Genomic DNA, 23,777 nt, shown 5'->3' with positions numbered 1-23,777 from the left:
CGGACAAACGTCGGACCGCGTGGGGCGGGTCGTCAATGATTTATTCACAGAGTTTGGCCAGCGCGGGTTAAAAAACGGTGCGGGTTGCGTGCTTAATCGGTTTTAAATTGCGCGAGCCAGATTGTGTGGCCGGTGCAATCGGGGTCTTCTTGTATGTGCCGCAGCAGCTTGAACCCGTGGTCGGCCAGCAGCGTCTGATAGTCATCGGTCGCGAGCGAGGCGTGATAGACCGGATGCCCTGCGATGTCGCCGATGGCTTCGCCAGCGATATGGCCAGAGGTGAACATCAGTGTCGCGCGGGGGGCGGCATGAGCCGCGAATGTCGCGAACATGCCCCGTTGATCATCGGCAGAGAGGTGAAAGAAACTGTCCCACGCGAGGATCGCATCGAACTGCCGGTCAAGGTTCAGATCGCGCATGTCGGCTTTGATCGCCTCTGCCCGTGGCAGGTTGGTTGCGTAGAGATCGGTCAGCGATGTGGTGGCATCAACGCCCGTCAATGTCGCCCCACGCTCTGCCAGATAGGTGCCGATGGGTTTACCGCTGCCGCAGCCCAGATCAAGCACCCGGACCCGCCCGGTCTGGCGCGGTGCAGCGGCCAGCATGCGGTCGAGCCATGCTTTTTCCATCAGGGCATTGTTGCGCAGCTTTGCCCAGTCCGGCCCGGCGCGTTCATAGGTGGGGATCACGTCTTCTGCATTCATAATGGATGACATGGGCCGCAATGCGGCGGGATGCAACAGGTCATTCGATTGTGATCAATTCCGGGCACCTTCTGGCTGAACATTTCATTTGTGCTTTTGACCAATCCGGGGCGGGCGCGTATAAGCGCAGGCGAACCAATAAGGATACCCACTGGCTGTGCTGCGTTTCATCTTTTCATTTGTGGGTGGGATATTCACCTTTTTGACGCTGGGCGCGCTGATGGCCGCTGTGGGCATTGGTGGCGTGCTTTATTTGTACGGCCGTGATCTGCCCAGTTACGAGACATTGTCGCAATACACCCCCAAGACAATCAGCCGGATTTATTCGGGTGAGGGCCGTATCATTGACGAATTCGCCGAAGAGCGCCGCCTGTTCACACCTGCCGAGGAAATCCCGGATATTGTGAAGCAGGCGTTTATTTCGGCTGAAGACAAGAATTTCTATGAACATGCGGGGTATGACCCGATGGGCATGGTGTCCGCATTTGTTGATGCGGTGCAGTCGGGCGGGCGCAATGTGCGCGGTGCATCGACCATTACCCAACAGGTGATGAAGAACTTCCTGTTGGATGGGTCACGTACCTTTGAACGTAAAATCCGGGAGATCATTCTGGCGGCCCGTATCGAACAGGCGATGCCGAAGGAGCGCATTCTTGAGCTGTACCTGAACGAGATTTTTCTGGGCCAGAACAGCTATGGGATCACAGCGGCGGCCTTGACCTATTTCAACAAACCCCTGTCGGATTTATCACCGGGGGAGGCGGCCTATCTGGCGTCCCTGCCCAAAGCCCCCAGCGACCGCCACCCGGTCCGCGACCGCGAGATTGCTGTCTTTTGGCGCAACAACACGCTGCGCGAGATGTTTGAAAACGGCTATATCGACCGTGCTGCCTATGATGCAGAGCGTGAAGCGCCGCTGCTATCCGTGCAGGCGGGCGACTACGAGGATTTCCGCGATGAATTGCCGGATCGTGATTACTTTACTGATGAAATCCGCCGCCAACTGAGCCAGAACTTTGGCGAAGAGGAATTCTTTTCCGGTGGTCTGTCGATCCGCGCGACTGTGGACCGCGAATTGCAGATCTCTGCTGCCCAATCGTTGCAGCAGGCCTTGGAAGAATTTGACCGCACCTTGGGCGAATGGCGCGGCACAGGCAAAACCATGCCCGAAGAGGCGCTGGCCAGCGAAGAGCAATGGCGCGCAGAACTGCGCCGCACCAATGTGCCCCGCGATGTTGCATTGGTGGCCCCGTGGTATCCGGCCGTTATCCTAGAGGTGGCCGAGAATACCCTGCGCATCGGTGTTGAGGATGTGACCGAGACAGAGGCCGAACCCTTTGTTGTGCCCCGTGAAGACATCCGCTGGCTGCAAGGTGATTTCTTCGATAATTTCACCCCCGGTGATGTGGTGCATGTGCGCCGCTTGGTGGGCGATGATGGCGGTTTCCTGCGCTGGTCGTTGCGTCAGGTGCCCGAGGTCCAAGGCGCCTTTATGGCGATGGACGTCAATACCGGCCGTGTGATCGCGATGCAGGGTGGTTTCAGCTATCAGCATTCAGTGTTCAACCGCGCCACGCAGGCGCAGCGTCAGCCGGGCTCTTCTTTCAAGCCGTTTGTTTATGCCGCGGCTTTGGATAGTGGTTATTCCCCTGCGACCATCGTGGTGGATGCCCCGATTGAGATTAACACCCCACAGGGCACATGGCGCCCCAAGAACGCTTCGAACCAATATTACGGCCCGACGCCCCTGCGCACCGGGATCGAGCGGTCCCGGAACCTGATGACCATTCGTTTGGCGCAGGAAATCGGCATGGATACGGTCGCCAATTATGCAGAGCGTTTTGGTGTCTATCAGCGGATGGATCAGGGGCTTGCGGCCTCTCTTGGGTCTGACGAGACGACATTGTTCAAGATGGTGGCTGCCTATTCCATGTTTGCCAATGGTGGCGAGCGGGTGGAGCCGACATTGGTTGACCGCGTGCAGGATCGCTATGGTAATACGGTCTATCGCCATGACCAGCGCGAATGTGTCGATTGTACCGATCCGATGCTGCAAGAGGGGCTGGCCCCGCGTATCTATTCCAACCGCGACCGGGTGATGAATGAAATCACCGCCTATCAGCTGACATCCATGATGCGCGGCGTTGTGCAGCGCGGGACAGCCGCGCGGGCGATCACGCTGGATGCCCCGATTGCCGGTAAGACCGGTACGACCAATGACGCCAAGGACGTGTGGTTCATCGGCTTTACCTCTGGCATCGTGGCTGGCTGTTATATTGGTTATGATACGCCGCGCACGCTGGGCCGTGGCGCATCGGGCGGTGGGATCTGTGGCCCGGTGGTGAACCGGTTCCTAGGTGATGCGATTGACCGTTATGGTGCGGCTCCATTTGCGGTGCCCGGTGCCTGTCAGTTCATCAATATTGATCGCTTTACCGGCGCCCGCCTGTCCAATGATGCCTTTGGCGATAATGTCGTGGCCGAGTGTTTCCGCCCCGGCGAAGAGCCGCTGTTTGGGATCACCTTTGATGGTGGCTTTGCCATGGCAAGCGATCTGCCCTTGGTGGATGAGGTCCCCCGATCCAGCCGTCAGGTCACCACATCGACCGGTGAAACGGCGACGGTTGGTCCGCGCGCCAGCTTTGGCACATTGTCATCGGGTGGTCTTTATTGACCATCCGCTTGTCGCGGCCCGCCCCGCAGTCTAAGACCCCCTGACATATTGATCTGATCCCGATAGGTGCCCTGATGCGCGCAGAAATCCAAAGCCACGTGGACGCGATTGAAAAGTCGCTGAACCTGCTTGCCCAGCGGATGGACCGCGAGACTGCACCGCACCGGCTGGAGGAATTCAACGCCCGTGTTGAGGATCCGGGTTTGTGGGATGATCCTGATGCGGCCCAGAAGCTGATGCGTGACCGTCAGATGTTGGTCGATGCGATGCAGAATTACGATAGCATCCAGCAGGAGCTGTCCGACAATATCGAGCTGATCGAATTGGGCGAGATGGAAGATGACGCCGAGGTGGTGAGTGAGGCGGAAGCCGCGCTGACTGCCTTGCAGATCAAGGCCGCGCAGAAAGAGCTGGAGGCCCTGCTGGATGGCGAGGCTGATGCCAATGATACGTTTCTTGAGATCAATGCTGGCGCAGGTGGTACGGAAAGCTGCGACTGGGCCAATATGCTGGCCCGCATGTATGTCCGCTGGGCCGAAAAGAAGGGTTACAAGGTCGAGTTGCAGGCCGAGCAATCCGGCGATGAGGCGGGCATCAAATCCGCCGCGTATAAGATCAGTGGTCACAATGCTTATGGCTGGCTGAAATCGGAAAGCGGTGTGCATCGTTTGGTCCGGATTTCGCCGTTTGACAGCGCCGCCAAGCGCCACACGTCTTTTACATCGGTCAAAGTGTATCCGGTGGTGGACGACAATATCGAGATTGAGGTGAACCCCGCTGATATCCGCATTGATACCTACCGGTCGTCGGGTGCGGGGGGGCAGCACGTGAACACGACAGATTCGGCCGTGCGGATCACCCACCATCCGACCGGGATCGTGGTGACAAGTTCCGAAAAGTCGCAGCACCAGAACCGTGATATTGCCATGAAGGCGCTGAAATCGCGTCTTTATCAGATTGAGTTGGATAAGCGGTCCGCCCTTGTGAACGAGGCGCATGAGAATGCGGGCGATGCGGGCTGGGGCAACCAGATCCGGTCTTATGTGCTGCAGCCTTATCAGATGGTCAAAGACCTGCGCACGCAGTACGAGACATCAGACACCAAGGGCGTGCTGGACGGTGATCTGGACGGGCTGATGGGCGCCACGCTGGCGCTGGATATGTCAGGTAAGGGGCGCGCGGAGTAGGGGCTGATCGCTCCTTGGTAAAGTCTAAGATATGGTAGAGTTGCGCAAGCGACGAAACTTGCCGATAAGGATAATCATCTGTGCGTCTTGATATTTCTCCACCTGCTAACGCCTATGAGGTGGTTACAAAGCGATGGGGTTTGCAAAATCCCAAACAGATTAAGAAAAACTATCGCTCTACCGTCTATTTTGTTGAAAGCCCGCAAGGGCCTGCAAAACTGAAAATCTACACACAAATCGGATACCGGGGTGAACGACCGGCGATCTCTTATACGAAAGGGGTCGACAGCAAATTCATTGCACAGATTTATCAGAGTGACTTTTATCGCGCTGCAGTCTTGAGCGAATGGGTTGAAGGTCCGCCGGTGAGTGAGACGTGGCGAAAAGGTGATTATGAAAAGGCAACGCGACTGGCTTGCGAAGTGATACACGGCTTGACGGAGAGTAGCAGAGTAAGTTTTCCTTTTGCCTACCGCCGCAAAACCGTCAATAGGTACCGTTCTTTGCAGGGGGAACTCAAGCGTAGCCAGAGCTCTGAGCAAAGGGCACTCGTGGTCGAAGCAATGGGAATATTAGAGCGATTTTTAATGCTTAGAAGCTCCGAGAGGGTTATTCACGGTGACCTGCATTACGATAATATAATTCAGACGACGCATGGCGCGCGCGCGATTGACCCGCGCGGTGTGAATGCACATCCAATTACGAATTGCTCATCCTTGTTTTTCGACACTGCGACGGATGTAGACCCGCCTGTTCTTGGGGAAGTGTTTTCAGATCAAGTCAAGGTGATCACCGAATACTTAGGCTATGACCGCGACCTTCTGATGCAATATGCGTTGTTTACGTGGTTGTGGCGGACCATCAAGAGGGACGAGAATGATCACGCATTTCGCGAAAAACGCTTGCGCGAAGTTGATACGATCCGGGGCGTGATCGCACAAACCTAAAATACCAACACCGATATTGTCGCTCTGGCATACGCGTGAACCCGCGCAGCATCACGCAATCTTGCCTCACAGCCGCCATTCAATGTCCTGCCCTCTGATTTCTATTGATCCAGAACAAGGAAGTATCATCCTGGATGCTTTAGTAAAGGAAACCGGGAGAATAGGATGGTGAAAATGTGTGGCCCGCCTGAGGTGCGGCGGTTGACCGGGGCTGATATTGTGGCTGCCTTGCGCGCGGGGGGGGGTGATTTTCGCCGTGCCCCGCAGTTTGGTCTGTTCTTTAGCGCGGTTTATGTGGTCGGTGGCTTTGTCATGCTCTGGCTGGGGGCCGGGCATTTCACGTGGATTTTGGCCACGTCGCTAGGCTTTCCGCTACTCGCCCCTTTTGCCGCTGCGGGGCTTTATGAGGTGAGCCGCCGGATGGAGCGGGGTCAGCCGTTGGAGTGGCGCGCGGTGCTGGGGATTGTCTGGGCCGAGCGCACCCGGCAGTTGCCGTGGCTTGGTGCGATTATCGTCTTTTACTTTTTGTTCTGGACCTTTCTGGCCCATATGATCTTTGCGCTTTTCATGGGGCTGTCGGTGATGACGAATGTGTCGGGTAGCTGGGAGGTGTTTTTGACGCCGAACGGGCTGGCGATGCTGGCGACCGAACTGGTGATCGGGGCAGGGCTGGCGTTTTTGCTGTTTGCCTTGACGGTGGTCAGCCTGCCGCTGGTGCTGGACCGCGAGCTTGATTTTGTGACGGCGATGATGGTCAGCCTCCGGGCGGTGCGCACGAACTTGGTGCTGATGCTGGGCTGGGCGCTGCTGGTTGCCACGCTGACCTTTGCGGCGCTGCTGCCGTGGTTTCTGGGGCTGCTGGTGGTCTTACCGGTATTGGGCCATGCCACATGGCATCTGTATCGCTGTGCGCTGGTCTGAAACGCAAAGAGCGCCCACGAGGGGCGCCCTTCACCAGATAAAGCTTTGATCAGCTTTTGGATTTTGCCGGAGCCGCTGTGCTTGCCGCAGGTGTTGCGGCCGGGGCTGCGGTTGTTGGCATTTTCTTGGCGCCGGTGGCCAGCGGATCATCCTGACGCTGTACGGAGCCTTCGAAATGGGCACCGGACTCTATCGCGATGGTCTTGTGGATGATGTCGCCTTCGACCCGTGCGGAGGACGTCAGGCGCACTTTCAGACCGCGTACACGGCCAATGATGCGGCCATTGATGACCACGTCATCGGCGACCACTTCGCCTTTGACGGTGGCGCCTTCGCCGACAGTCAGCAGATGCGCGCGAATGTCGCCTTCGACTTGACCTTCGACCTGAATGTCGCCGGTTGTCTTGAGGTTCCCGGTGATCAGCAGGTCAGCTGACAGGGTTGACGCGGGCGGTTTCGCCTTGGGCGCGGACGCCTTGTAATCCGAACCTGTGCCAGCAGCAGGTGCGCTGGTGTCCGAACTTTTCGCGTTTTCATTTTCGGCCGTCTTTGGCCCGGGCTCGTTGATTTTTGATTTAGAAAACATCTTGTCCAGCTCTTATATAGATCATGGGATTGACGGGTTCACCATTGACGCGAACCTCGTAGTGAAGGTGTGGGCCAGTCGAGCGACCAGAATTTCCCATAGCACCAATTCGCTCGCCACGCGAGACTCTTTGACCGACCGTGACATCCATAGAGTTCAGGTGGGCATATCGTGTTTCGATTCCGAAGTCATGTCTGATCTTGATCAGCCGCCCATATCCCGAAGACCATCCTGCATGTGTTACTACACCATCAGCGGTCGTGTAAATGGGAGTGCCAATCGGCGCGGCGAAATCGGCGCCTTTGTGCATCCGCCCCCAGCGTGGCCCGAAGCCTGAGGTGTAGCGGAAGCTGGAAGTGACAGGGATCGAGAAGGGGGCTTTTTCGGCCGCAATCCGGTAGAGATTGATCCGGTCCATCGAATTCAGAATGCTGTTGGCGCGCAGGGCGTCAGGGTCGGGTGTGCCGCCCCGTGTCGAGAATTGCAGCGGAGTCAGCGGCCCGCCGGTGCCGGTATAGCCGCGCCGCACCTGATTGATCAGGTTTTGCGGATTCATCCCAGCCGCCCGGAACATTTCGTCAAGCGGTTCGACGGAGACCAGCATCGCCTCTTCCAGCTGCCGGAAGATCTGGTCGTTGCGTTCCTGCAAGAGCCGCAACTCCAGTTCCATTTCCCGCGCATGGTCGACGGCGAATTCGGCATCGGCGGCGATCATGTCCCGCTCTGCCGCGGTTTCGGCCAGTGCGTTTGCCAGCAGGTCGACCGTGCCAACCGCGTCTTCGCTGAGCGTGCCGACGGTGGGGGATTCGGTTTCGGCAGAGAGTTCTGCAAGCTGTTCGCGTGCCTCTTCACGGGCACGCATTGTGTTGCGCAGGGTGGCTTGCACGACCTCCATCCCGGTTTCAAGTTCGCGCCGTTTTTCTTCGGTGGCGAGCAGTTCGGACTGCATGATGGAAATTTGCGCGAGTGCGGAGTTAAACCGCTCTTGCGCGGCGACCGCTTCCATCGCCCGTGCATCGCGTTCCGATGACAGGGCGTTCAGCCGCTGTTCATAGGTCATCTGATCGCGTTGCGCCTGCGCCCGAAAATTCCCGGCCCCGATACTGTCCATCAGCAGGATGGCCGTGGCGATGATCGTCCATGCCACAACAACAGCGCTGCCTGTCCACGCCACGAGTTGGGTTTCAGGTTTCAGGCGGATGAAGCGTGTTTCGGTATCAGAGCGCAGAAAAAGTCGTTTTTCTGGAAAGAGCCGCTCGAGCAGAAAATGGATGCGGTGTGTTATTCGTGATCGCACGTTTTTGGGTGTCCCGTGTCATTTGTCGTGCCGGTCCCCGATCCGGCGTGCAGTCATACTGTTAGACAGCGTAGCCATTGGCTGCAAGATTTTTGCGCGCGGGCCGGGGGATTGTGCCGGTTCACTTGGGAAGTTGGGCGGCGTTTCGCCCATCCTCATGGCGGAGATGTGGCTAAACTTTGGCTTCTGCGGCCAGCGGCCAGTAGAAATCCGGGGGGATGCCTGCCTCGGCCCGCTTTTCTTCGTTGAAGGGTGGTTTCAGCTGTCCGTGGAAGTATTTGCGCACCAGATCGTGAAAGACGCCGGTGGGGTCAAGATCGTGTCGTCCGCAGAGAAAATGGAACCATTTGCTGCCATATGCGACATGGTGCACCTCTTCGGCGTAGATTGTTTCCAGCGCCTCTATGACCTGGCTCAGCTTTGCCTGTTTGAAGATTTTGATCATGCCGGGGGTCACGTCGAGCCCGCGTGCTTCGAGCACCATGGGCACGACGGCGAGCCGTCCCATCAGGTCATCAACCGTATCTTCGGCCGCGCGCCACATGCCGGCATGGGCGGGCAGCGCGCCATAGTGGCTGCCCAGCGATTCAAGGCAGTCGCACATCAGGTTGAAATGCTTGGATTCTTCATCCGCAGCTTTAACCCAGTCGTCGTAAAACCCCATCGGCAGCTTGGTATCGGTGAACCGCGCGATGATGTCCCAGTGCAGGTCCACGGCGTTCAATTCGATATGCGCCACGGCGTGCAGCAGCGCGATCCGCCCTGCCTCTGATCCCGGTTTGCGGTGCGGGACATCGCGCGGGTCCAGCAGTTCGGGCTTTTCAGGGCGTGACGGCCGCAAGGGCGGGGTCGCGCTGCCGATGGCAGGCGTTTGCCCTTCCTTGCGCGCGGCTTGCCACTGGGCGGCGTATTGACGTGACAGCGTTGCCTTTTCCCGTCCATTTGCGGTGGTCAGCACCGCGACGGCCATTTCCGCGAGCTTCACAGTGCGCTGACCGCTTCAAGCACGGCGTCCACATGGCCGGGCACGCGGACCTTGCGCCAGATCTGGGCGATCTTGCCATCCTTGCCGATCAGAAAGGTTGCCCGCTCGATGCCCATGGATTTTTTGCCGTACATGTTTTTTTCCACCCAGACGCCGTAGCGTTCGCAGACATCGCCTGTTTCATCCGAAAGCAGCGCGATCTTGAGGTCATGTTTGGCGATAAACTTGTCGTGTTTTTTGACCGGATCCTTTGAGACCCCAAGAATGACCGTATCTTGTGCATCGAAGGCGGCGAGGTTTTCGGTAAAGCCAATCGCCTCTTTTGTGCAGCCCGGCGTGTCGTCGCGCGGATAGAAATAGAGCACCACATTCTTGCCTGAAAAGTCTGACAGGCTAATGATGTCGCCCCCATCGCGGGGCAGGCTGATTGCGGGGGCTGTGTCACCGACGGCTGGGCTGGGCATTGGGCGTCCTTTTGCTGTGGTCCATATATGTGGTTTTGTTTTAATGCTGTGCGGGCAAAGATAAAGGCGTCTTGTCACCAGAGGATATCTTGACCGACACCCAAGAGGACCCATTCGAACTGCCTGTCAGGCCGCGCAAGCGGGGGATGCCCCGTTGGGTGTTCTGTCTGCGCGCGCTGTTTCTGATCTGCATGCTGCCGGTCTTTTTTGTCATCGCGGCTGCGGTTCTGGTTGTCGAGCATGATATTGCCGCCCCCAGTTGGATTGTGTCCAGTATTGAAGAGCGCGCGGCAGAGGTGCTGAATGGCGGTACGCTGCGCTTTGGTGAGATATCGCTGCGGATCAGCAAGGACCTGCATCCGACTGTGCGCCTGATCGACACACAGCTTTATGATGAAAGCGGTCTGACCATCACCCGCATTCCGCTGGTCGAAGGTCAGATTTCCCCGCGTGGCTTGCTGTTTCGCCAAGAGGTTCTGATGCAGGATATTCGCCTGAGCGGCGCGCAGATCAACCTGCGCCGGGCGGCGGATGGCACGCTGGCGGTTGATCTTGGCCAAAGCGTGGCCGCTGCCGGGGCGGCGGACCGGAGCATGGATGAATTCCTTGATGAGGCGGATCACTTGTTTGAGCGCCCCGCGCTGGAGGCGCTGGAAACGGTTCGCATCGACGGTTTGGTGGTGAATTATGATGATGCCCGCGCGGGCCGTAGCTGGATCGTTGATGGCGGCCAGATGTTGCTGGATGTGCGCGGCGATCAGACTGCGCTGCGGGGCGATGTGTCGCTGTTGTCGGGCCGTGCAGAGGTGACCAGCGTCAATCTGTCCTACCGTAGCCCGCGAGGCAGCCGTGCCGCCGAATTGGGCCTGACGATTGAGAATGCAGAGGCCAGCGATGTGGCGTCGCAATCCCCGGCGCTGACGTGGTTGCGCGATGTGGATGCGCCGATTTCAGCATCTTTGCGCACCTCGCTTGATGAGGACGGCGCGCTGGGGCCGTTGAGCGCGGCGCTGGAAATCGGGCACGGCGCATTGCGCCCGAATGCCGCGACGGAGCCGGTGAATTTTCAAGAGGCAAAGGCCTATCTAACCTATGAGCCGATCCGCGATCATATAAGGTTCGATCAGATCTCGGTTGAGACCGAATGGGGCAGTTTGCGCGCCGGGGCTGATGCCTATCTGCGTGACATTCAGGATGGTTTGCCCCGGTCGCTGCTGGCTCAGTTTCGGTTTGATGATCTGACACTGAACCCGGCCGAGGTGTATCCGTCCCCTGTTGAGGTGCCGCAGGCGCGGGTTGACCTGCGTTTGCGCTTTGATCCGTTCCGCATTGATCTGGGGGAGATGGTTGTCGCGGACGAAGATATGCGCCTGCGTGCCGATGGCTTTGTTGCGGCGACCGAGGATGGTTGGCAGGTGTCGCTGGATGCGGATATCAACACGCTTTCGCCGGAGAAGCTGCTGCGGTTCTGGCCGGAGGGTCTGAAGCCCGGTTCGCGCAAATGGGTTGCTGAAAATGTCTTTGCCGCCCGGTTGCACGATCTGCACGCCGGGTTTCGGCTTGTTCCCGGCGCGCGCCCGGAACTGGCAGCGAATTTCGCGTTTTCAGAGGCAGAGGTTCGTTTCATGCGTCATATGCCGCATATCACCGGCGGTGTCGGCGTCGCCGCTGTCAGCGATCACCGGTTTGTTGTCAGTCTGGAAGAAGGGGGCGTGTTGGCCCCGGAGGGTGGCCCGATTGCGCTGGCAGGGACATCATTTGTGGTGCCCGATACCCGCATTCGCCGTGGTCCTGCCGAAGTCAATCTGTCGACGGACAGCTCTGTCACTGCCGTATTATCCGTGCTCAACCAGCCGCCCTTTACCTTTATGGACAAGGCGAACCTGCCGGTGACGATTGCTGATGGTCGCGTTGCTGCGACGGGGCGTATCGGGTTCCTGCTGAAGCCGGGGATCACGCCAGACGAGGTGACATATGAGATCGCGGGCGATGTCCGTGCTGTCCGCAGTGATGTGTTGATCCCTGATCGTCGTATGGCGGCGGCGCGGATTGGTGTTTCGGTTGATAACACCGGGTTGCGCGTGGGTGGTCCGCTGCGTGTGGGCGATGTGCTGGTGGATGGTCAGTGGGAACAGCGTATCGGCCCGGCGTTCAAGGGCCGCAGTCAGGTCACCGCAGAGGTGGAACTGTCGCCCGCATTTTTGGAAGAATTCGGGATCGCCTTGCCAGCCGGATGGGTCACGGGCCGTGGCCAAGGCCAGTTGACGATTGACCTGGTCCGGGGCGCGCCACCGGCCTTTTCGCTGACGTCGGATTTGTTGGGTGTGCGCGTGGCCATCCCGCCGGTGGGCTGGTCCAAATCGCCTGCGACCGAAGGTGCGTTGCTGGTGGAGGGGACACTGGGCGATGTGCCGGAGGTCACTAATCTCGAGATCAGCGGCGGCGGTCTGTCTGCGCAGGGCCGGGTGACCCTGAATGACGAAAAACGGTTGGAGGCGGCCCGGTTTGATCGCTTTCGCGTGGGGAACTGGCTGGATGTGCCAATCACACTGCGCGGGCGTGGTCCGGGGCAACCGGTTGCCGTCGAGATTGACGGCGGCACCCTGGATTTGCGCCGCGCCACATTTGGCGGGGGTGGTAGCGAAGGCGGGCCGATGCAGATCCGCTTGGACCGGTTGCAGGTGACCGAAGGGATTGCGCTGACGTCCTTTGGTGGTGCGTTCAGCAGTGCAGGCGGATTTTCCGGCCAGTTTCAGGCGCGGCTGAATGGGGCGAGTGTTGTGCAGGGCACGGTGGCGCCACGTAATGGACGCTCTGCCGTGCGGCTGGTCAGTGATGATGCGGGCGGTGTGCTGCGTGCTGCGGCGTTCATGCGCAATGCGGTGGATGGCACACTTGACCTGACATTGCTGCCCGCCGCAGAGGCCGGGACGTTTGATGGTTTCCTAAGCATTCGACAGCTGCGGGTGCGTGATGCGCCTGCGATGGCCGCCTTGCTGGATGCGATCAGTGTCGTGGGGTTGTTGCAGCAGTTGGACGGGCAGGGGCTCGCCTTTGACGAGGTTGATGCGCGGTTCCGGCTGAGCCCTGATCGGGTGGTTGTGACCCAGTCCAGCGCCGTGGGGCCGGGGCTTGGCATTTCACTGGATGGTGTCTACACGCTCGCCAGCAAGAAAATGGAGTTTCAGGGCGTGGTGTCACCTTTTTATCTGTTGAATGGCATCGGTGCCTTTTTGACCCGCCGGGGTGAGGGGCTGATTGGGTTCAACTTTAATATTCTCGGCACATCGTCCGCGCCGCAAGTAAGTGTGAACCCGCTTTCGGCCCTGACGCCGGGCATGTTCCGCGAAATCTTTCGCCGCCCGCCGCCGGATGTGACCCAATGAAGCTGAGCGCATTTGACTTTGATCTGCCTGAACGGTTGATCGCCGTGCGTCCCGCCCGCCCGCGTTCGTCGGCCCGTTTGCTGCTGGCAGAGGCCGATGCGATGGCCGACCGTAGTGTGTCGGATTTGCCGGATATCCTGCGCCCCGGTGATCGTTTGGTCCTGAATGATACAAAGGTGATCCCGGCGCGTTTGTCCGGTTTGCGCCACAGGTCCGGTGATGCTGGTGATACGGCGGCCCGGATCGAGGTCACATTGCTGGAGCCCCGCCCGGATGGTGGATGGTCCGCGCTGGTCAAGCCGCTGAAGAAAGTGCGTGATGGCGAGGTGATCGCGTTTTCCGATGCGCTGTCGGCGACGGTGGTATCCCGCGCGGATGGGCAAGCGCTGCTGTCGTTCAATCTGACGGGCGATGATTTTGACGCGGCGCTGGCGGATGTGGGCGCGATGCCGTTGCCGCCGTATATTGCCGCCAAGCGCCCGGCGGATGAGGCGGATAAAAGCGACTATCAGACCTACTGGGCGCGTCAGGCGGGGGCTGTGGCGGCACCGACGGCGTCGCTTCATTTCGATGGCCCGCTTTTGGCGGCGTTGCGCGCGCGGGGCGTGGCATTCACCCATGTGACCCTGCATGTGGGCGCGGGGACATTCCTGCCGGTCAAGGTTGACGATATCAGCGCCCATAAGATGCATAGTGAATGGGGCGAAGTCACGCCGGAGGCAGCGGCAGAGGTCAACGCGACCAAATCTGCGGGTGGTCGGGTGATCCCGGTGGGCACCACCGCCCTGCGTCTGATCGAGAGTGCTGCGGTGGATGGGCGGCTGGAACCTTGGACCGGACCCACAGATATTTTCATCACCCCCGGTTTCAACTTTCAGATTGTAGATGGATTGATGACCAATTTCCATCTGCCGAAATCGACGCTGATGATGCTGGTGTCGGCGCTGATGGGCGTGGAGCGAATTAAGTCGATTTATGACCACGCCATTGCCGAAGAGTATCGGTTTTTCTCTTACGGTGATGCATCACTGCTTTTGCCACAGGGTGCGCCAGACTGAATGCGGCTTGCTGCGTTGCATTCGAATCCTAACTTAAGATCACCCAACCCGGCGGCTATTAATACTTTGGTAATCTTATTTTAGCCCAAATTCTGAACAAATTCCCAAATATTTCACCTGCAATATATATGAAGGCAGGAAGAAATAATGCGGTTTTCACAACAAAACCTTGGCGTCGCTTTGCTGGGTGCACTTTCAGTATTTGTTGGTTCTGAACAAGTGAATGCGCAACAGCGCGCAATTATCAACCCAAGTTTTGAGCAATTTGCCCCGGGTTATACCCCGCCAGCGAATTTTGAGTTTACCTCTGACGAGAACATCGTTGGTTGGAATTCAACCGGACCTGGTCCAGTCGGTACGACAGGCGGCTTTATCGAGTTATGGCGCAATGACAATATCGATGTTCCAAGTGATGATGGAGACTACTTCGTCGAACTTAATGGGGAATCGGCTGTCAGGCTTGCTCAGGAAGTGTGTTTGATTGAGGGAGAGGATTTGACGTGGGCCTATTCCCACCGTGCACGCGCGGGTGCTGACGGCGCGCCGCAGCAGGTCAGGTTTGATGCGCAGGCACTTGTCGGGTCCGATAGGCAGGTTTTTGATACATCATCGCTGCCAGAACCCCGCACCAATGAGGATGGTACCTGGGCGCAGCGTTCAGGGAGCACGGTTTTTAACGCACCCACTGGCATTTACGATGTGGGATTTGAATCCTTAACCGGTTCCAACCGTGGGAATTTTCTGGACAACATCAGCTTTGTTCCTGCGCCACTTGCTGAATTCGCTGCCGCAACAAGCCAAGGGTCTGAGCTTACCGGGGCAAACCTGCCAGAGATATTGATTTCGGGTGTGGTGGGTGAAACATCAACAATTACGCTTGTTATCACCGGCAACACAGCGACGGCTGGCGTTGACTTCACGATTGATAACACGACGATCACGGTGCCGCCGGGCACCTATGATGGGTCGAGTGCTGCCTCTCGTTTTGCGATCCCGATCACGATCATCAATGACGCTGTGGTCGAGGGTGACGAAACAATTGATGTGAGCATTCAGAGTATCACAAGTGCCGGTGCACCGAGCACACGGCTGAAAGTCGGTGATATTCAATGTGCCGGCCCCGCGCAGAGCACATCGACGTATACCATTGTTGACGCATCGCCCGAAATTGAGATTGAAACATCGAACGGGGATGTTGTGATTGCAGACGGTGGTACGGATGTGCAGGGGTCGCAAACTCCGGGAACGCCGCAGACGATCACCTATACGATTTCCAACACAGGTGAGGATACATTGACGATAGGCGGCACGCCGACGATCTCTGGTGAGACCAACATTGATGGTCCGGTTATTGTATCCGCGCCCGGTTCACTGAGCTTAACGCCCGGTCAGACAACCACGTTTACAGTCACTTTCACGACGCTGGCAGAGGGACAATTCGGCTTTGATATTGATGTCGCCAGCAATGATGCGGATGAAAGCCCTTATGATATTGCCGTCTCTGGTGTGGATATCGACGTGATCGAGGACATTCTGACGGATGATTTGACCCAGACCACGATGATATTGTCGGGGCATGTGTCAACCATATCGCGCCGTGCGGCGGATCGCTTGCGGGTGAACAGTGGTCAGGTCTGCGGCAATGAGATCAATGAATTGCTGCGCGCGCGCCCGGTGCAATTTGCCACGGACAGTTATTTCATTGATGCCCGCAACGATGCGCTGCTGGACCGTATTACGCAGATCCTAAACGAATGTGACAGCTCTCGTTTTTTGATTGAGGGACACACGGACTCTGACGCGAGCGATAGCTACAACCTGACCCTGAGCCAGAACCGTGTTAATCAGGTGCGGGCTGCGTTGATCCGCAGAGGTATCGCAGATCAGCGTTTGCAGACGCGCGGGTATGGTGAACGCCGGCCGATTGCGACGAACGCCACGGAACAAGGCAAAGCGCTGAACCGCCGCGTCGCGTTCGTCTTGCTTGATGGCTCTGACGCGCCGGTCGCGCAAAGCTGTGATGCAGGGGGGGCACCGCGCGGATATCTGGAAGGCGGCGGCACCAATCAAGGTGCGCGCCTGACAGGTAACTTTGCATCGCAGGCCGATAGCTGCGCGACCGGAACGCATACGGAAACATGGGGCGATCTGGATATCACCCATGACGCCGATCGCGGAACGCTGGGCGTGGCGAGCTTTGGTATGTCCCGTGACAGGCAAGCCAACGGCATCTTGCGCGGTCGTTTCATCGAGGGCTATCTTTCCAAAAATGACGTGGAAACCGATAATGCGACGGGTACCATCACCGGGTTCGGCATCCATGGTGGCCTTTATGCTTCGCGCGGTACTGCGGGTGGTTTGATCCTGAGCTACTATGGCAGTGCCGCTGTCGGTCAGCATAGTTTCGAGCTGGACGTGGGCGCGGATGTCGACGGTAACTACACCTATGCAGGTGTCTTTGCCGGTGGATCGGTTGGCGGTGAGAGCGATTGGGGCACCCTGTCAGTCAAACCGCGTGTCGGTGTTGATGTCGCTTACGCAGAGGCGATCGGCTCGGAGATTTCGGTGGCTAACGTGGAGCTGAGCATCGACCCGGCAACATACGCGCGTGCGTTTGTTGAATTAGGTCTGTCGCAAGACACACGGAACGGCGTGCTGGACTTTGCCCCACGGGCGTTCTGCGAAACCGATGATGATGTGGATGCAGAGCCTTGCGGCTTTGGCGCGGCGTTTGCCTATGAAACGCATGCCGATACGCATGGTGCCCAGTGGCGCTTTGGTGTTGACTATGAGGCTGTCGATGATCGTCAGTCTGCCTCGGTCAGGGCCGCGCGGTCGCGCCGCATCTTTGACAATCGTGGCGTGACCCGGTCAACCGTCAGTGCAACGGATACCGGTGCGCTTCAGGCCGGGCAAACCGTGACCTTCGCCTGGTAGGTCTAGCGATGAAATGGAAAGAGGGCGCTGCTGGTGCCCTCTTCAAACAGGGCCGGGTGTTGCATCGCGTGTTGCTGCGAAATTATGGATGACGCTTGATGCGCGCGCACCGAGGTCGCAAACAGGCGACATTATGTGGTTTCGGATGATGACCTGCACATAGAATCATGAGATAGGCGGGCAAGTTCGGCGCAGAAGGTCATGCTATGTTTCAGGTTTTTTCCGCCTCGTGGGCACTGTTCCTCGGGATGTTCATGCTTATGGTTGGCAATGGTTTGCAGGGTACCCTGCTGGGCCTGCGTGGCGATCAGGAAGGGTTTAGCACCTTCGCTTTGTCGATTGTTATGTCCGCCTATTTCCTTGGCTTTTTGTTCAGCTCTTTCTACACGCCGAAACTGATCCAGCGGGTGGGCCACGTGCGCGTCTTTGCTGCGATGGGGTCGATGATTTCGGCTGTGCTGATCCTGTATCCAGTGCTGGTGGAACCTTGGGCCTGGACCGTTGGGCGCGTTTTGATCGGGTTTTGTTTCTGCGGTGTCTATATCACGGCAGAAAGCTGGCTGAACGACGCTTCGACGAATGAAACGCGGGGCAAATCCCTGTCGCTTTATATGATTGTGCAAATGGCGGGGATTGTCTTTGCTCAGTTCATCGTCAGCCGCGGTGATGTTTCTGGCTATGTGCTGTTTATCATCCCGTCGATCCTTGTTTCGCTGGCATTCACGCCAATCCTGTTGTCGGTCAAGCCGATGCCGGCCTTTGAGCAGACCAAGCCGATGAAGATACGCGAGCTGATCAGCACCTCGCCCTTGGCCTGTTTCGGGATGTTCATGCTGGGCGGTGTCTTTGCCGCGCAGTTCGGCATGTCGGCGGTCTATGGCAATCGGGTCGGGCTGACCGTGGGCGAGATTTCGTTCTTTGTGTCATCCATTTATGTGGCGGCGCTGGTGCTGCAATATCCAATCGGATGGCTGTCGGACCGCGTGGACCGCCGCGTACTGATCATCTGGATTTCGCTCATCGGCGGGTTCGGGTCGCTGGTCGCCTTTCTGCTACCGGGGAATTTTGCCCTGATCCTGTTCAGCGGTGCCGTGGTGGGCGGTATGTCCAACCCGCTTTATGCCCTGCTGATTGCCTATACCAATGACTATCTGGAACGCGAAGACATGGCTGCCGCATCGGGCGGGTTGTTGTTTATCAATGGGGTCGGCGCGATCATGGGACCGATTGTCGTTGGCTCAATGATGGAAATCATCGGCAATAATGGCTTCTGGCTGTTCACCGCCATGCTGATGCTGGGGATCGGCTTGTTCGGTCTTTATCGTTCGACGCAGCGAAGCCGTGACGATTTGGATATGGAAACCGTGCATTATTCGCCGGTTATGGCGTCTTCGACCCCGGTGGCTGCTGAGGTCGCCCAAGAGGTTTATATCGAGGCAGGTGAGGAGGAAGAGGCGCCTGCGGCATAACTTTGCCGGGTTTTTGTCACCCACTGTGTCACATCGAAAGATCATGTGAAGATTGTATGGCTGCAACCCCTTGTCAGGTCAGGATTAACCTGTTTCGCTGGTGTTATACGGGTGGTCCATTAAGGAGTAAGCCATGGTAACCCCAGATGACGTACTTTCATTCTGGCTGGATGAGTGCCAACCGGCAGACTGGTATAAGTCTGATCCAGATTTTGATGCGATGATTACTGACCGCTTTGCTGATGCGTGGCGCTTGGCGCATGAGGGGGCTTTAGGCCTGTGGCTGACTTATCCGTCCGGCACGCTGGCCTATATCATTCTGACCGATCAGTTTCCGCGTAATATGTTCCGCGACACGGGCCAGGCCTTTGCCACAGACCAAGTGGCGCTGGCAGCTGCGAAGATGGCGATTGACCGTGATTGGGACATGAAGATCGACGAGCCGGCGCGCCAGTTCTTTTATCTGCCGCTGATGCATTCAGAGAACCTGTGCGATCAGGACCGTGCCGTGCGCTTGATTCATTCGCGTATGCCTGCGACAGGCGCGCATAATCAGGACCACGCCTGCGCCCATCGCGCGGTAATCCGCGATTTTGGACGATTTCCGTATCGCAACGCGGCATTGGGTCGTCGGACGACGCCACCGGAACAGGCGTTTTTGGATGCGGGCGGATATCGTGCGGCGATCCAGGCCGTCCAAGGTGCGGCGGATTCTCACGATTTAGCGGCCTCCTCTTAAGACTTTCTTTGCCCAGAAGCAGCATGTTGCCACAAAGTTTTGGTGGCCAGGCATGTTGCAGGATAAATCGATCAAGCCCGAGACTACGATACAGCTCGGTGATTCCGATGCCCGCGCATCGGATGACCGAACTGGTCGTAAAATGCTTGTTCAGGTTCTGGATGCGTTGGAACAGGGCATCATCTTTTGGTCGGACGGGGGGCGGTGCAGCCTGAACAATGATGCCGTCTTTGATGTGCTTGAACTTGAAAAGCATGCCCTGCAGCGTGGTTCCACCTTAGTTCAATTTCTGACAGCCGGGGCTGAGCGTGGTGAGTTTACGCCGGAGCAAATGAAAACCCACTTGTCGCTTTATGCGGCCCAGAAAACGTTTTGTTATGACGCGACCCTGCCGTCGGGCCGCACCGTTTCGGCAAGTGTGCGGCCTGTACGCGACGGGGGGCATGTGGTTGCTTATACTGATGTCACGGCAGAGCGGACCGTCTCGCGGTCCCTTGCGACCGCCAAGGCGGATGCGGAAGAGGCGCAGCGCCGCGCGGCGGAGGTCCTGCAGCATGAGCGCGCGCGCCAGAGGGAGGCATCACTGCTGGCGCAGCTGGATGAGTGGCTGCAGTCGTGCAAATCACTTGAAGAGCTTTACCGCGTCGTGACGGCGTTCATGTATAAGGTGCTGCCCGGCACCCAAGGGCAGCTGTTCATCTATACTCATGGTCGGGATGTGTTGGAGCAAGTGTGTGCCTGGAATTCGGCCTTGTCCGAAACGCGTGTCACCCCTGATAGTTGTTGGGCGCTGCGGCGCGGCCGTTCTTACACCTATCATCCTGATGAGCTGAGCTTTGTTTGCGACCATGTGCAAGAGGTTATGAGCGATGATGTCACCCCCGATACCTATACCTGCGTGCCGATCATGGCCCATGGCGATACGGTGGGGTTGATGCATATCGAGTTTCGATCCGAGGGTGACAACCCGGAAGTGATTGATTCCAGTGCGTTCACCGCCCGCTGCGCTGAGCATATTTCGATGGCGATTGCTAATGTGAAGCTGCGCGACGAGTTGCAGGATCAGTCGACACGCGATCCGCTGACAGGGCTTTATAACCGCCGCTACTTCCTTGATGAGCTGCGCAAAGAGTTGAGCCAAACGGCGTCACGGCAGGGGAATTTCGCCCTGATTACGCTGGATGCTGATCGTTTCAAAAGTTTCAATGACGATCATGGCCACGATGCAGGTGATGCGGTGTTGGAGGCGCTTGCAGAAAAGATGCTGGCGCTGGACGCTGGAGGGTTGACGGCCTGCCGTGTCGGGGGCGAGGAGTTTTCGCTGATTGTGCCGAATGCGGATCGCACACGCGCCGGGGCGGTGATCGAGGAATTACGGCAGGTGGTTGAGGATATGCGTGTCAAATATATTGGCGGACCGCTGCCCAAGGTCACAATTTCTGCTGGTGTGTCGATCTACCCAACCCACGGCACCGATCCGCAGGGTCTGATAAAGGCGGCGGATGTGGCACTTTATGAGGCGAAGGACGCTGGCCGCAATTGCTGGCGCGTCGCCGATTCCCATAGCAATATCATGTTTTGAATAGCCGCTATGACCGTGGATCACTGGTTCTTGCTGCCAAACTAGTTTAACGTTCAACAAATTCTTTCTGGAGGGCGGATAAATGGCAGCGCAAAGCTTTGACTTGGTTGTGATCGGTGCGGGACCCGGCGGATATGTGGCCGCCATTCGTGGTGCCCAACTGGGTTTGAAAGTGGCCGTGGTAGAGCGGGAACATCTGGGCGGTATCTGCCTGAACTGGGGCTGTATCCCCACTAAGGCGCTGCTGCGCACCTCCGAAGTCTTTCACCTGATGCATCGTGCCAAGGAATTTGGTCTGAAGGCCGAAGGCATTGATTACGATCTGGACGCGGTGGTGAAGCGGTCCCGTAAGGTAGCGGGACAGCTAGCCGGTGGCGTGGGCCATTTGCTGAAAAAAAACAAGGTCACTGTCCTGATGGGCGCGGCGACGATTCCTGCCAAGGGCAAGGTGAGCGTCAAGACCGACAAGGGCACCGAAGAGCTGAGTGCGAAAAATATCGTTCTGGCAACAGGCGCGCGGGCGCGCGAATTGCCGGGCTTGGAGGCCGATGGTGATTTGGTCTGGACCTATAAGCATGCGCTGCAACCGCCGCATATGCCCAAAAAACTGCTGGTGATCGGATCTGGCGCGATTGGCATCGAATTTGCCAGCTTTTACAACACGCTGGGCGCTGACACGACAGTGGTCGAGGTGATGGACCGCGTGCTGCCGGTCGAGGATGCCGAGATTTCGGCCTTTGCCAAAAAGCAGTTCGTCAAACAGGGTATGAAGATCATGGAAAAAGCCATGGTCAAGAAACTGGACCGCGCCAAGGGCAAGGTGACCGCTCATATCGAAACAGGCGGCAAGACCGAAAAGATGGAATTTGACACGGTGATCAGTGCCGTGGGCATTGTCGGCAATGTCGAGGGGCTGGGGCTGGATAAGCTTGGCGTCAAGGTGGACCGCACCCATGTGGTGACGGATGAATTCTGTCGCACTGGCGTCGATGGGCTTTATGCGATTGGCGATATCGCCGGTGCCCCCTGGCTGGCGCATAAAGCCTCCCATGAGGGTGTGATGGTGGCGGAACTGATCACGGGCAAACATGCCCATCCGGTGAAGCCGGAAAGCATAGCTGGCTGTACCTATTGCCATCCGCAGGTCGCGTCTGTTGGCTATACTGAGGCCAAGGCGAAAGAGCTGGGCTATGACATCAAGGTTGGCCGTTTTCCCTTTATCGGGAATGGCAAGGCCATCGCTTTGGGCGAGCCGGAAGGCATGGTCAAAACCGTGTTCGATGCCAAAACCGGGGAACTGCTGGGCGCCCATATGGTCGGGGCAGAAGTGACTGAGCTGATCCAAGGCTACGTTGTCGGTCGTCAGTTAGAAACCACCGAAGAAGACCTGATGAACACGGTCTTCCCGCATCCCACGTTGTCAGAAATGATGCATGAAAGTGTGCTGGATGCCTATGGTCGCGCGATCCACTTTTAAGGCGACTGACAGTTAAGTGATCAGGCCATAGAGCCTTTGTAATACAGCAATCGAAATCGACCTTAATGCGACTGTATTTAGTCGCATTAAGGTCATGTTTGCCGCTATACTTCTCTGTGGAGGAAGCCGATCTGATGTGTTTCACCAAATACATCAGATCTCTGTGTGTGTGATGAGTCATCATTTATAACGATGGCAATAAAATGAATAAGGAAGACTGATGAAATCACTTCAAATTTCTGCGGCGGCAATTCTTGTCGCAGCTGCAACTGGTGCGCAGGCACAAGAAGCCTGTTCGACGTATACGGTGCGCGGCGGTGACTCACTGAGCGGAATTGCTCGGACTGCATATGGTAGCATTGATTACCAGCCGATCTGGAATGCAAACCGGAACGTGATTGGCGGAAATCCAAATGCGATCTCTGTCGGGATGCGTCTGGAACTGCCATGTGCGGACGGACGTCTTGCAAGTGGTAGCGCAGCGACCGCGAGCGTGGTGCGTCCTGCAGCACCTGTCGTCAGCAACGAGCCCCTGAGCATTCGTCTGGTGACTGGCAGCGACTATGCCCCGTTCACGGATGAAGGTATGGAAGGCGGCGGTGTCTTGACGCAAGTCGTGCAGTCTGCACTGGACACGCTTGATCCAAGTGTCTCGACCAATGTCACTTTTGTGAATGACTGGGGGTCGCATCAGGATGTTCTTTTGCCCTCTGGCGCATTTGACGGCACGTTCCCCTGGGTGGCACCGGATTGCGATTCCGCAAATCTATCAGAAGCTTTCCAAGAACGTTGCGAAACCTTTCTGTTTGTAGATCCGCTATATGAAGTCGTTACTGGCGTTATCACCAATGTTGGCGACCCGCTGGGCACAACCAGCGACTATGAAGCATTTCGCGGCAAGAATATCTGTCTGCCTGAAGGCTACAGCGCGGTTCTGCTGCCCCCCGGTGGTCTGACTGATGAAGACGTCAACTATGTGAGCCCGGTTGACCCGGCCGATTGCTTTGTCGAACTGGCAGCGGGCAATGTGGATGGTGTCGAGTTGGAACTGTCGCAGGCTTCTGACATTCTTGGAAAGCTGAACATGGAAGACAGCGTGACAGTGAATGATCAGATTTCATCTGTCAGTGTGTTGACCATCATTGTACGCAAGGACAATCCACAGGCAGAAGAGATTGTTGCGACCTTGAACCAGGGCATGGCCAATATCCGTAATGACGGGTCGTGGTTCAGCACCATTCAGGCCGGCTTTTCGGCCTACTACAATAACTAATCGCTGCTTGGGCGCAGCTGTTGTGCCTGCGGTATGAAGACAAGATGCCCGGTTGCTTGGATGCGACCGGGCATTTTTCTTGCGGTAATCG

The 23,777-nt window shown here is 57.4% G+C and carries 17 protein-coding genes; 12 read left to right on the top strand and 5 right to left on the bottom strand.

What is annotated here, in order from left to right; all coding sequences use genetic code 11:
- Positions 1 to 92 precede the first annotated feature (92 nt).
- A complete protein-coding gene (locus tag ACJ5NV_RS10325) occupies positions 93 to 716 on the bottom strand; it encodes a class I SAM-dependent methyltransferase (RefSeq protein WP_411643594.1) in 624 nt (207 codons plus the stop codon).
- Between the two features lie 145 nt (positions 717 to 861).
- Here ACJ5NV_RS10325 and ACJ5NV_RS10320 point away from each other — a divergent pair, with 145 nt between their 5' ends.
- The 4 genes from ACJ5NV_RS10320 (at position 862) to ACJ5NV_RS10305 (ending at position 6,433) form a co-directional block, all read left to right on the top strand.
- A complete protein-coding gene (locus ACJ5NV_RS10320; protein ID WP_411643593.1) occupies positions 862 to 3,378 on the top strand; it encodes a penicillin-binding protein 1A in 2,517 nt (838 codons plus the stop codon).
- 74 nt (positions 3,379 to 3,452) lie between these two features.
- The gene (gene prfB, locus ACJ5NV_RS10315) at positions 3,453 to 4,565 is read left to right on the top strand and encodes a peptide chain release factor 2 (RefSeq protein WP_411643592.1); all 1,113 of its coding nucleotides are present in this window, start codon (positions 3,453 to 3,455) and stop codon (positions 4,563 to 4,565) included.
- An 80-nt stretch (positions 4,566 to 4,645) separates the two neighbouring features.
- Positions 4,646 to 5,512 (top strand): aminoglycoside phosphotransferase family protein, encoded by an 867-nt coding sequence (locus tag ACJ5NV_RS10310; RefSeq protein ID WP_411643591.1) that lies wholly within the window; start codon positions 4,646 to 4,648, stop codon positions 5,510 to 5,512.
- Between the two features lie 174 nt (positions 5,513 to 5,686).
- Positions 5,687 to 6,433, top strand: coding sequence for a DUF2189 domain-containing protein (locus ACJ5NV_RS10305; protein WP_411643613.1), 747 nt, complete (start codon positions 5,687 to 5,689; stop codon positions 6,431 to 6,433).
- Positions 6,434 to 6,482: 49 nt separating this feature from the next.
- Here ACJ5NV_RS10305 and ACJ5NV_RS10300 read toward each other — a convergent pair whose 3' ends face one another.
- The 4 genes from ACJ5NV_RS10300 to bcp all read right to left on the bottom strand — a co-directional run bounded on the left by ACJ5NV_RS10300 (position 6,483) and on the right by bcp (position 9,765).
- Entirely contained in the window at positions 6,483 to 7,019 is a 537-nt protein-coding gene (locus ACJ5NV_RS10300; RefSeq protein WP_411643590.1) for a bactofilin family protein, read from the bottom strand.
- The gene (locus ACJ5NV_RS10295; RefSeq protein ID WP_411643589.1) at positions 7,009 to 8,316 is read right to left on the bottom strand and encodes a DUF5930 domain-containing protein; all 1,308 of its coding nucleotides are present in this window, start codon (positions 8,314 to 8,316) and stop codon (positions 7,009 to 7,011) included. Before ACJ5NV_RS10295 ends, ACJ5NV_RS10300 begins: the two co-directional genes overlap by 11 nt.
- Before the next feature lie 172 nt (positions 8,317 to 8,488).
- Positions 8,489 to 9,286 (bottom strand): ferritin-like domain-containing protein, encoded by a 798-nt coding sequence (locus ACJ5NV_RS10290; RefSeq protein WP_411643612.1) that lies wholly within the window; start codon positions 9,284 to 9,286, stop codon positions 8,489 to 8,491.
- 11 nt (positions 9,287 to 9,297) lie between these two features.
- Complete coding sequence (gene bcp, locus ACJ5NV_RS10285) at positions 9,298 to 9,765, bottom strand: thioredoxin-dependent thiol peroxidase (RefSeq protein WP_411643588.1); 468 nt, start codon at positions 9,763 to 9,765, stop codon at positions 9,298 to 9,300.
- Between the two features lie 89 nt (positions 9,766 to 9,854).
- On the opposite strand from bcp, the gene ACJ5NV_RS10280 reads away from it, so the two are divergent.
- The 8 genes from ACJ5NV_RS10280 to ACJ5NV_RS10245 all read left to right on the top strand — a co-directional run bounded on the left by ACJ5NV_RS10280 (position 9,855) and on the right by ACJ5NV_RS10245 (position 23,686).
- Positions 9,855 to 13,151, top strand: coding sequence for a DUF3971 domain-containing protein (locus tag ACJ5NV_RS10280; protein ID WP_411643587.1), 3,297 nt, complete (start codon positions 9,855 to 9,857; stop codon positions 13,149 to 13,151).
- A complete protein-coding gene (gene queA, locus ACJ5NV_RS10275; protein WP_411643586.1) occupies positions 13,148 to 14,209 on the top strand; it encodes a tRNA preQ1(34) S-adenosylmethionine ribosyltransferase-isomerase QueA in 1,062 nt (353 codons plus the stop codon). Before ACJ5NV_RS10280 ends, queA begins: the two co-directional genes overlap by 4 nt.
- 147 nt (positions 14,210 to 14,356) lie before the next feature.
- The gene (locus ACJ5NV_RS10270) at positions 14,357 to 17,146 is read left to right on the top strand and encodes an OmpA family protein (RefSeq protein ID WP_411643585.1); all 2,790 of its coding nucleotides are present in this window, start codon (positions 14,357 to 14,359) and stop codon (positions 17,144 to 17,146) included.
- A gap of 206 nt (positions 17,147 to 17,352) precedes the next feature.
- Entirely contained in the window at positions 17,353 to 18,615 is a 1,263-nt protein-coding gene (locus ACJ5NV_RS10265) for an MFS transporter (RefSeq protein WP_411643584.1), read from the top strand.
- Between the two features lie 133 nt (positions 18,616 to 18,748).
- The gene (locus ACJ5NV_RS10260) at positions 18,749 to 19,354 is read left to right on the top strand and encodes a DUF924 family protein (protein ID WP_411643583.1); all 606 of its coding nucleotides are present in this window, start codon (positions 18,749 to 18,751) and stop codon (positions 19,352 to 19,354) included.
- A gap of 52 nt (positions 19,355 to 19,406) precedes the next feature.
- The gene (locus tag ACJ5NV_RS10255; RefSeq protein WP_411643582.1) at positions 19,407 to 20,936 is read left to right on the top strand and encodes a sensor domain-containing diguanylate cyclase; all 1,530 of its coding nucleotides are present in this window, start codon (positions 19,407 to 19,409) and stop codon (positions 20,934 to 20,936) included.
- 82 nt (positions 20,937 to 21,018) lie between these two features.
- The gene (gene lpdA, locus ACJ5NV_RS10250) at positions 21,019 to 22,413 is read left to right on the top strand and encodes a dihydrolipoyl dehydrogenase (protein ID WP_411643581.1); all 1,395 of its coding nucleotides are present in this window, start codon (positions 21,019 to 21,021) and stop codon (positions 22,411 to 22,413) included.
- A 220-nt stretch (positions 22,414 to 22,633) separates the two neighbouring features.
- Entirely contained in the window at positions 22,634 to 23,686 is a 1,053-nt protein-coding gene (locus ACJ5NV_RS10245; RefSeq protein WP_411643580.1) for a LysM peptidoglycan-binding domain-containing protein, read from the top strand.
- The last annotated feature ends 91 nt before the right edge of the window (positions 23,687 to 23,777 follow it).

The sequence above is a fragment of the Loktanella agnita genome (assembly GCF_046640325.1).
Taxonomy (GTDB): Bacteria; Pseudomonadota; Alphaproteobacteria; order Rhodobacterales; family Rhodobacteraceae; genus Yoonia; species Yoonia agnita.
The sequence above is the reverse complement of the archived record's forward strand: the minus strand, read 5'-3'. Positions and strand labels throughout refer to the sequence as shown.

Coding starts and splice junctions, on each gene's coding strand:
- lpdA (WP_411643581.1), top strand. CDS start 21,019: ATGGCAGCGCAAAGCTTTGACTTGGTTGTGATCGGTGCGGGACCCGGC.
- ACJ5NV_RS10265 (WP_411643584.1), top strand. CDS start 17,353: ATGTTTCAGGTTTTTTCCGCCTCGTGGGCACTGTTCCTCGGGATGTTC.
- ACJ5NV_RS10245 (WP_411643580.1), top strand. CDS start 22,634: ATGAAATCACTTCAAATTTCTGCGGCGGCAATTCTTGTCGCAGCTGCA.
- ACJ5NV_RS10290 (WP_411643612.1), bottom strand. CDS start 9,286: ATGGCCGTCGCGGTGCTGACCACCGCAAATGGACGGGAAAAGGCAACG.
- ACJ5NV_RS10270 (WP_411643585.1), top strand. CDS start 14,357: ATGCGGTTTTCACAACAAAACCTTGGCGTCGCTTTGCTGGGTGCACTT.
- bcp (WP_411643588.1), bottom strand. CDS start 9,765: ATGCCCAGCCCAGCCGTCGGTGACACAGCCCCCGCAATCAGCCTGCCC.
- ACJ5NV_RS10255 (WP_411643582.1), top strand. CDS start 19,407: ATGTTGCAGGATAAATCGATCAAGCCCGAGACTACGATACAGCTCGGT.
- ACJ5NV_RS10300 (WP_411643590.1), bottom strand. CDS start 7,019: ATGTTTTCTAAATCAAAAATCAACGAGCCCGGGCCAAAGACGGCCGAA.
- ACJ5NV_RS10305 (WP_411643613.1), top strand. CDS start 5,687: ATGTGTGGCCCGCCTGAGGTGCGGCGGTTGACCGGGGCTGATATTGTG.
- queA (WP_411643586.1), top strand. CDS start 13,148: ATGAAGCTGAGCGCATTTGACTTTGATCTGCCTGAACGGTTGATCGCC.
- ACJ5NV_RS10325 (WP_411643594.1), bottom strand. CDS start 716: ATGTCATCCATTATGAATGCAGAAGACGTGATCCCCACCTATGAACGC.
- prfB (WP_411643592.1), top strand. CDS start 3,453: ATGCGCGCAGAAATCCAAAGCCACGTGGACGCGATTGAAAAGTCGCTG.
- ACJ5NV_RS10260 (WP_411643583.1), top strand. CDS start 18,749: ATGGTAACCCCAGATGACGTACTTTCATTCTGGCTGGATGAGTGCCAA.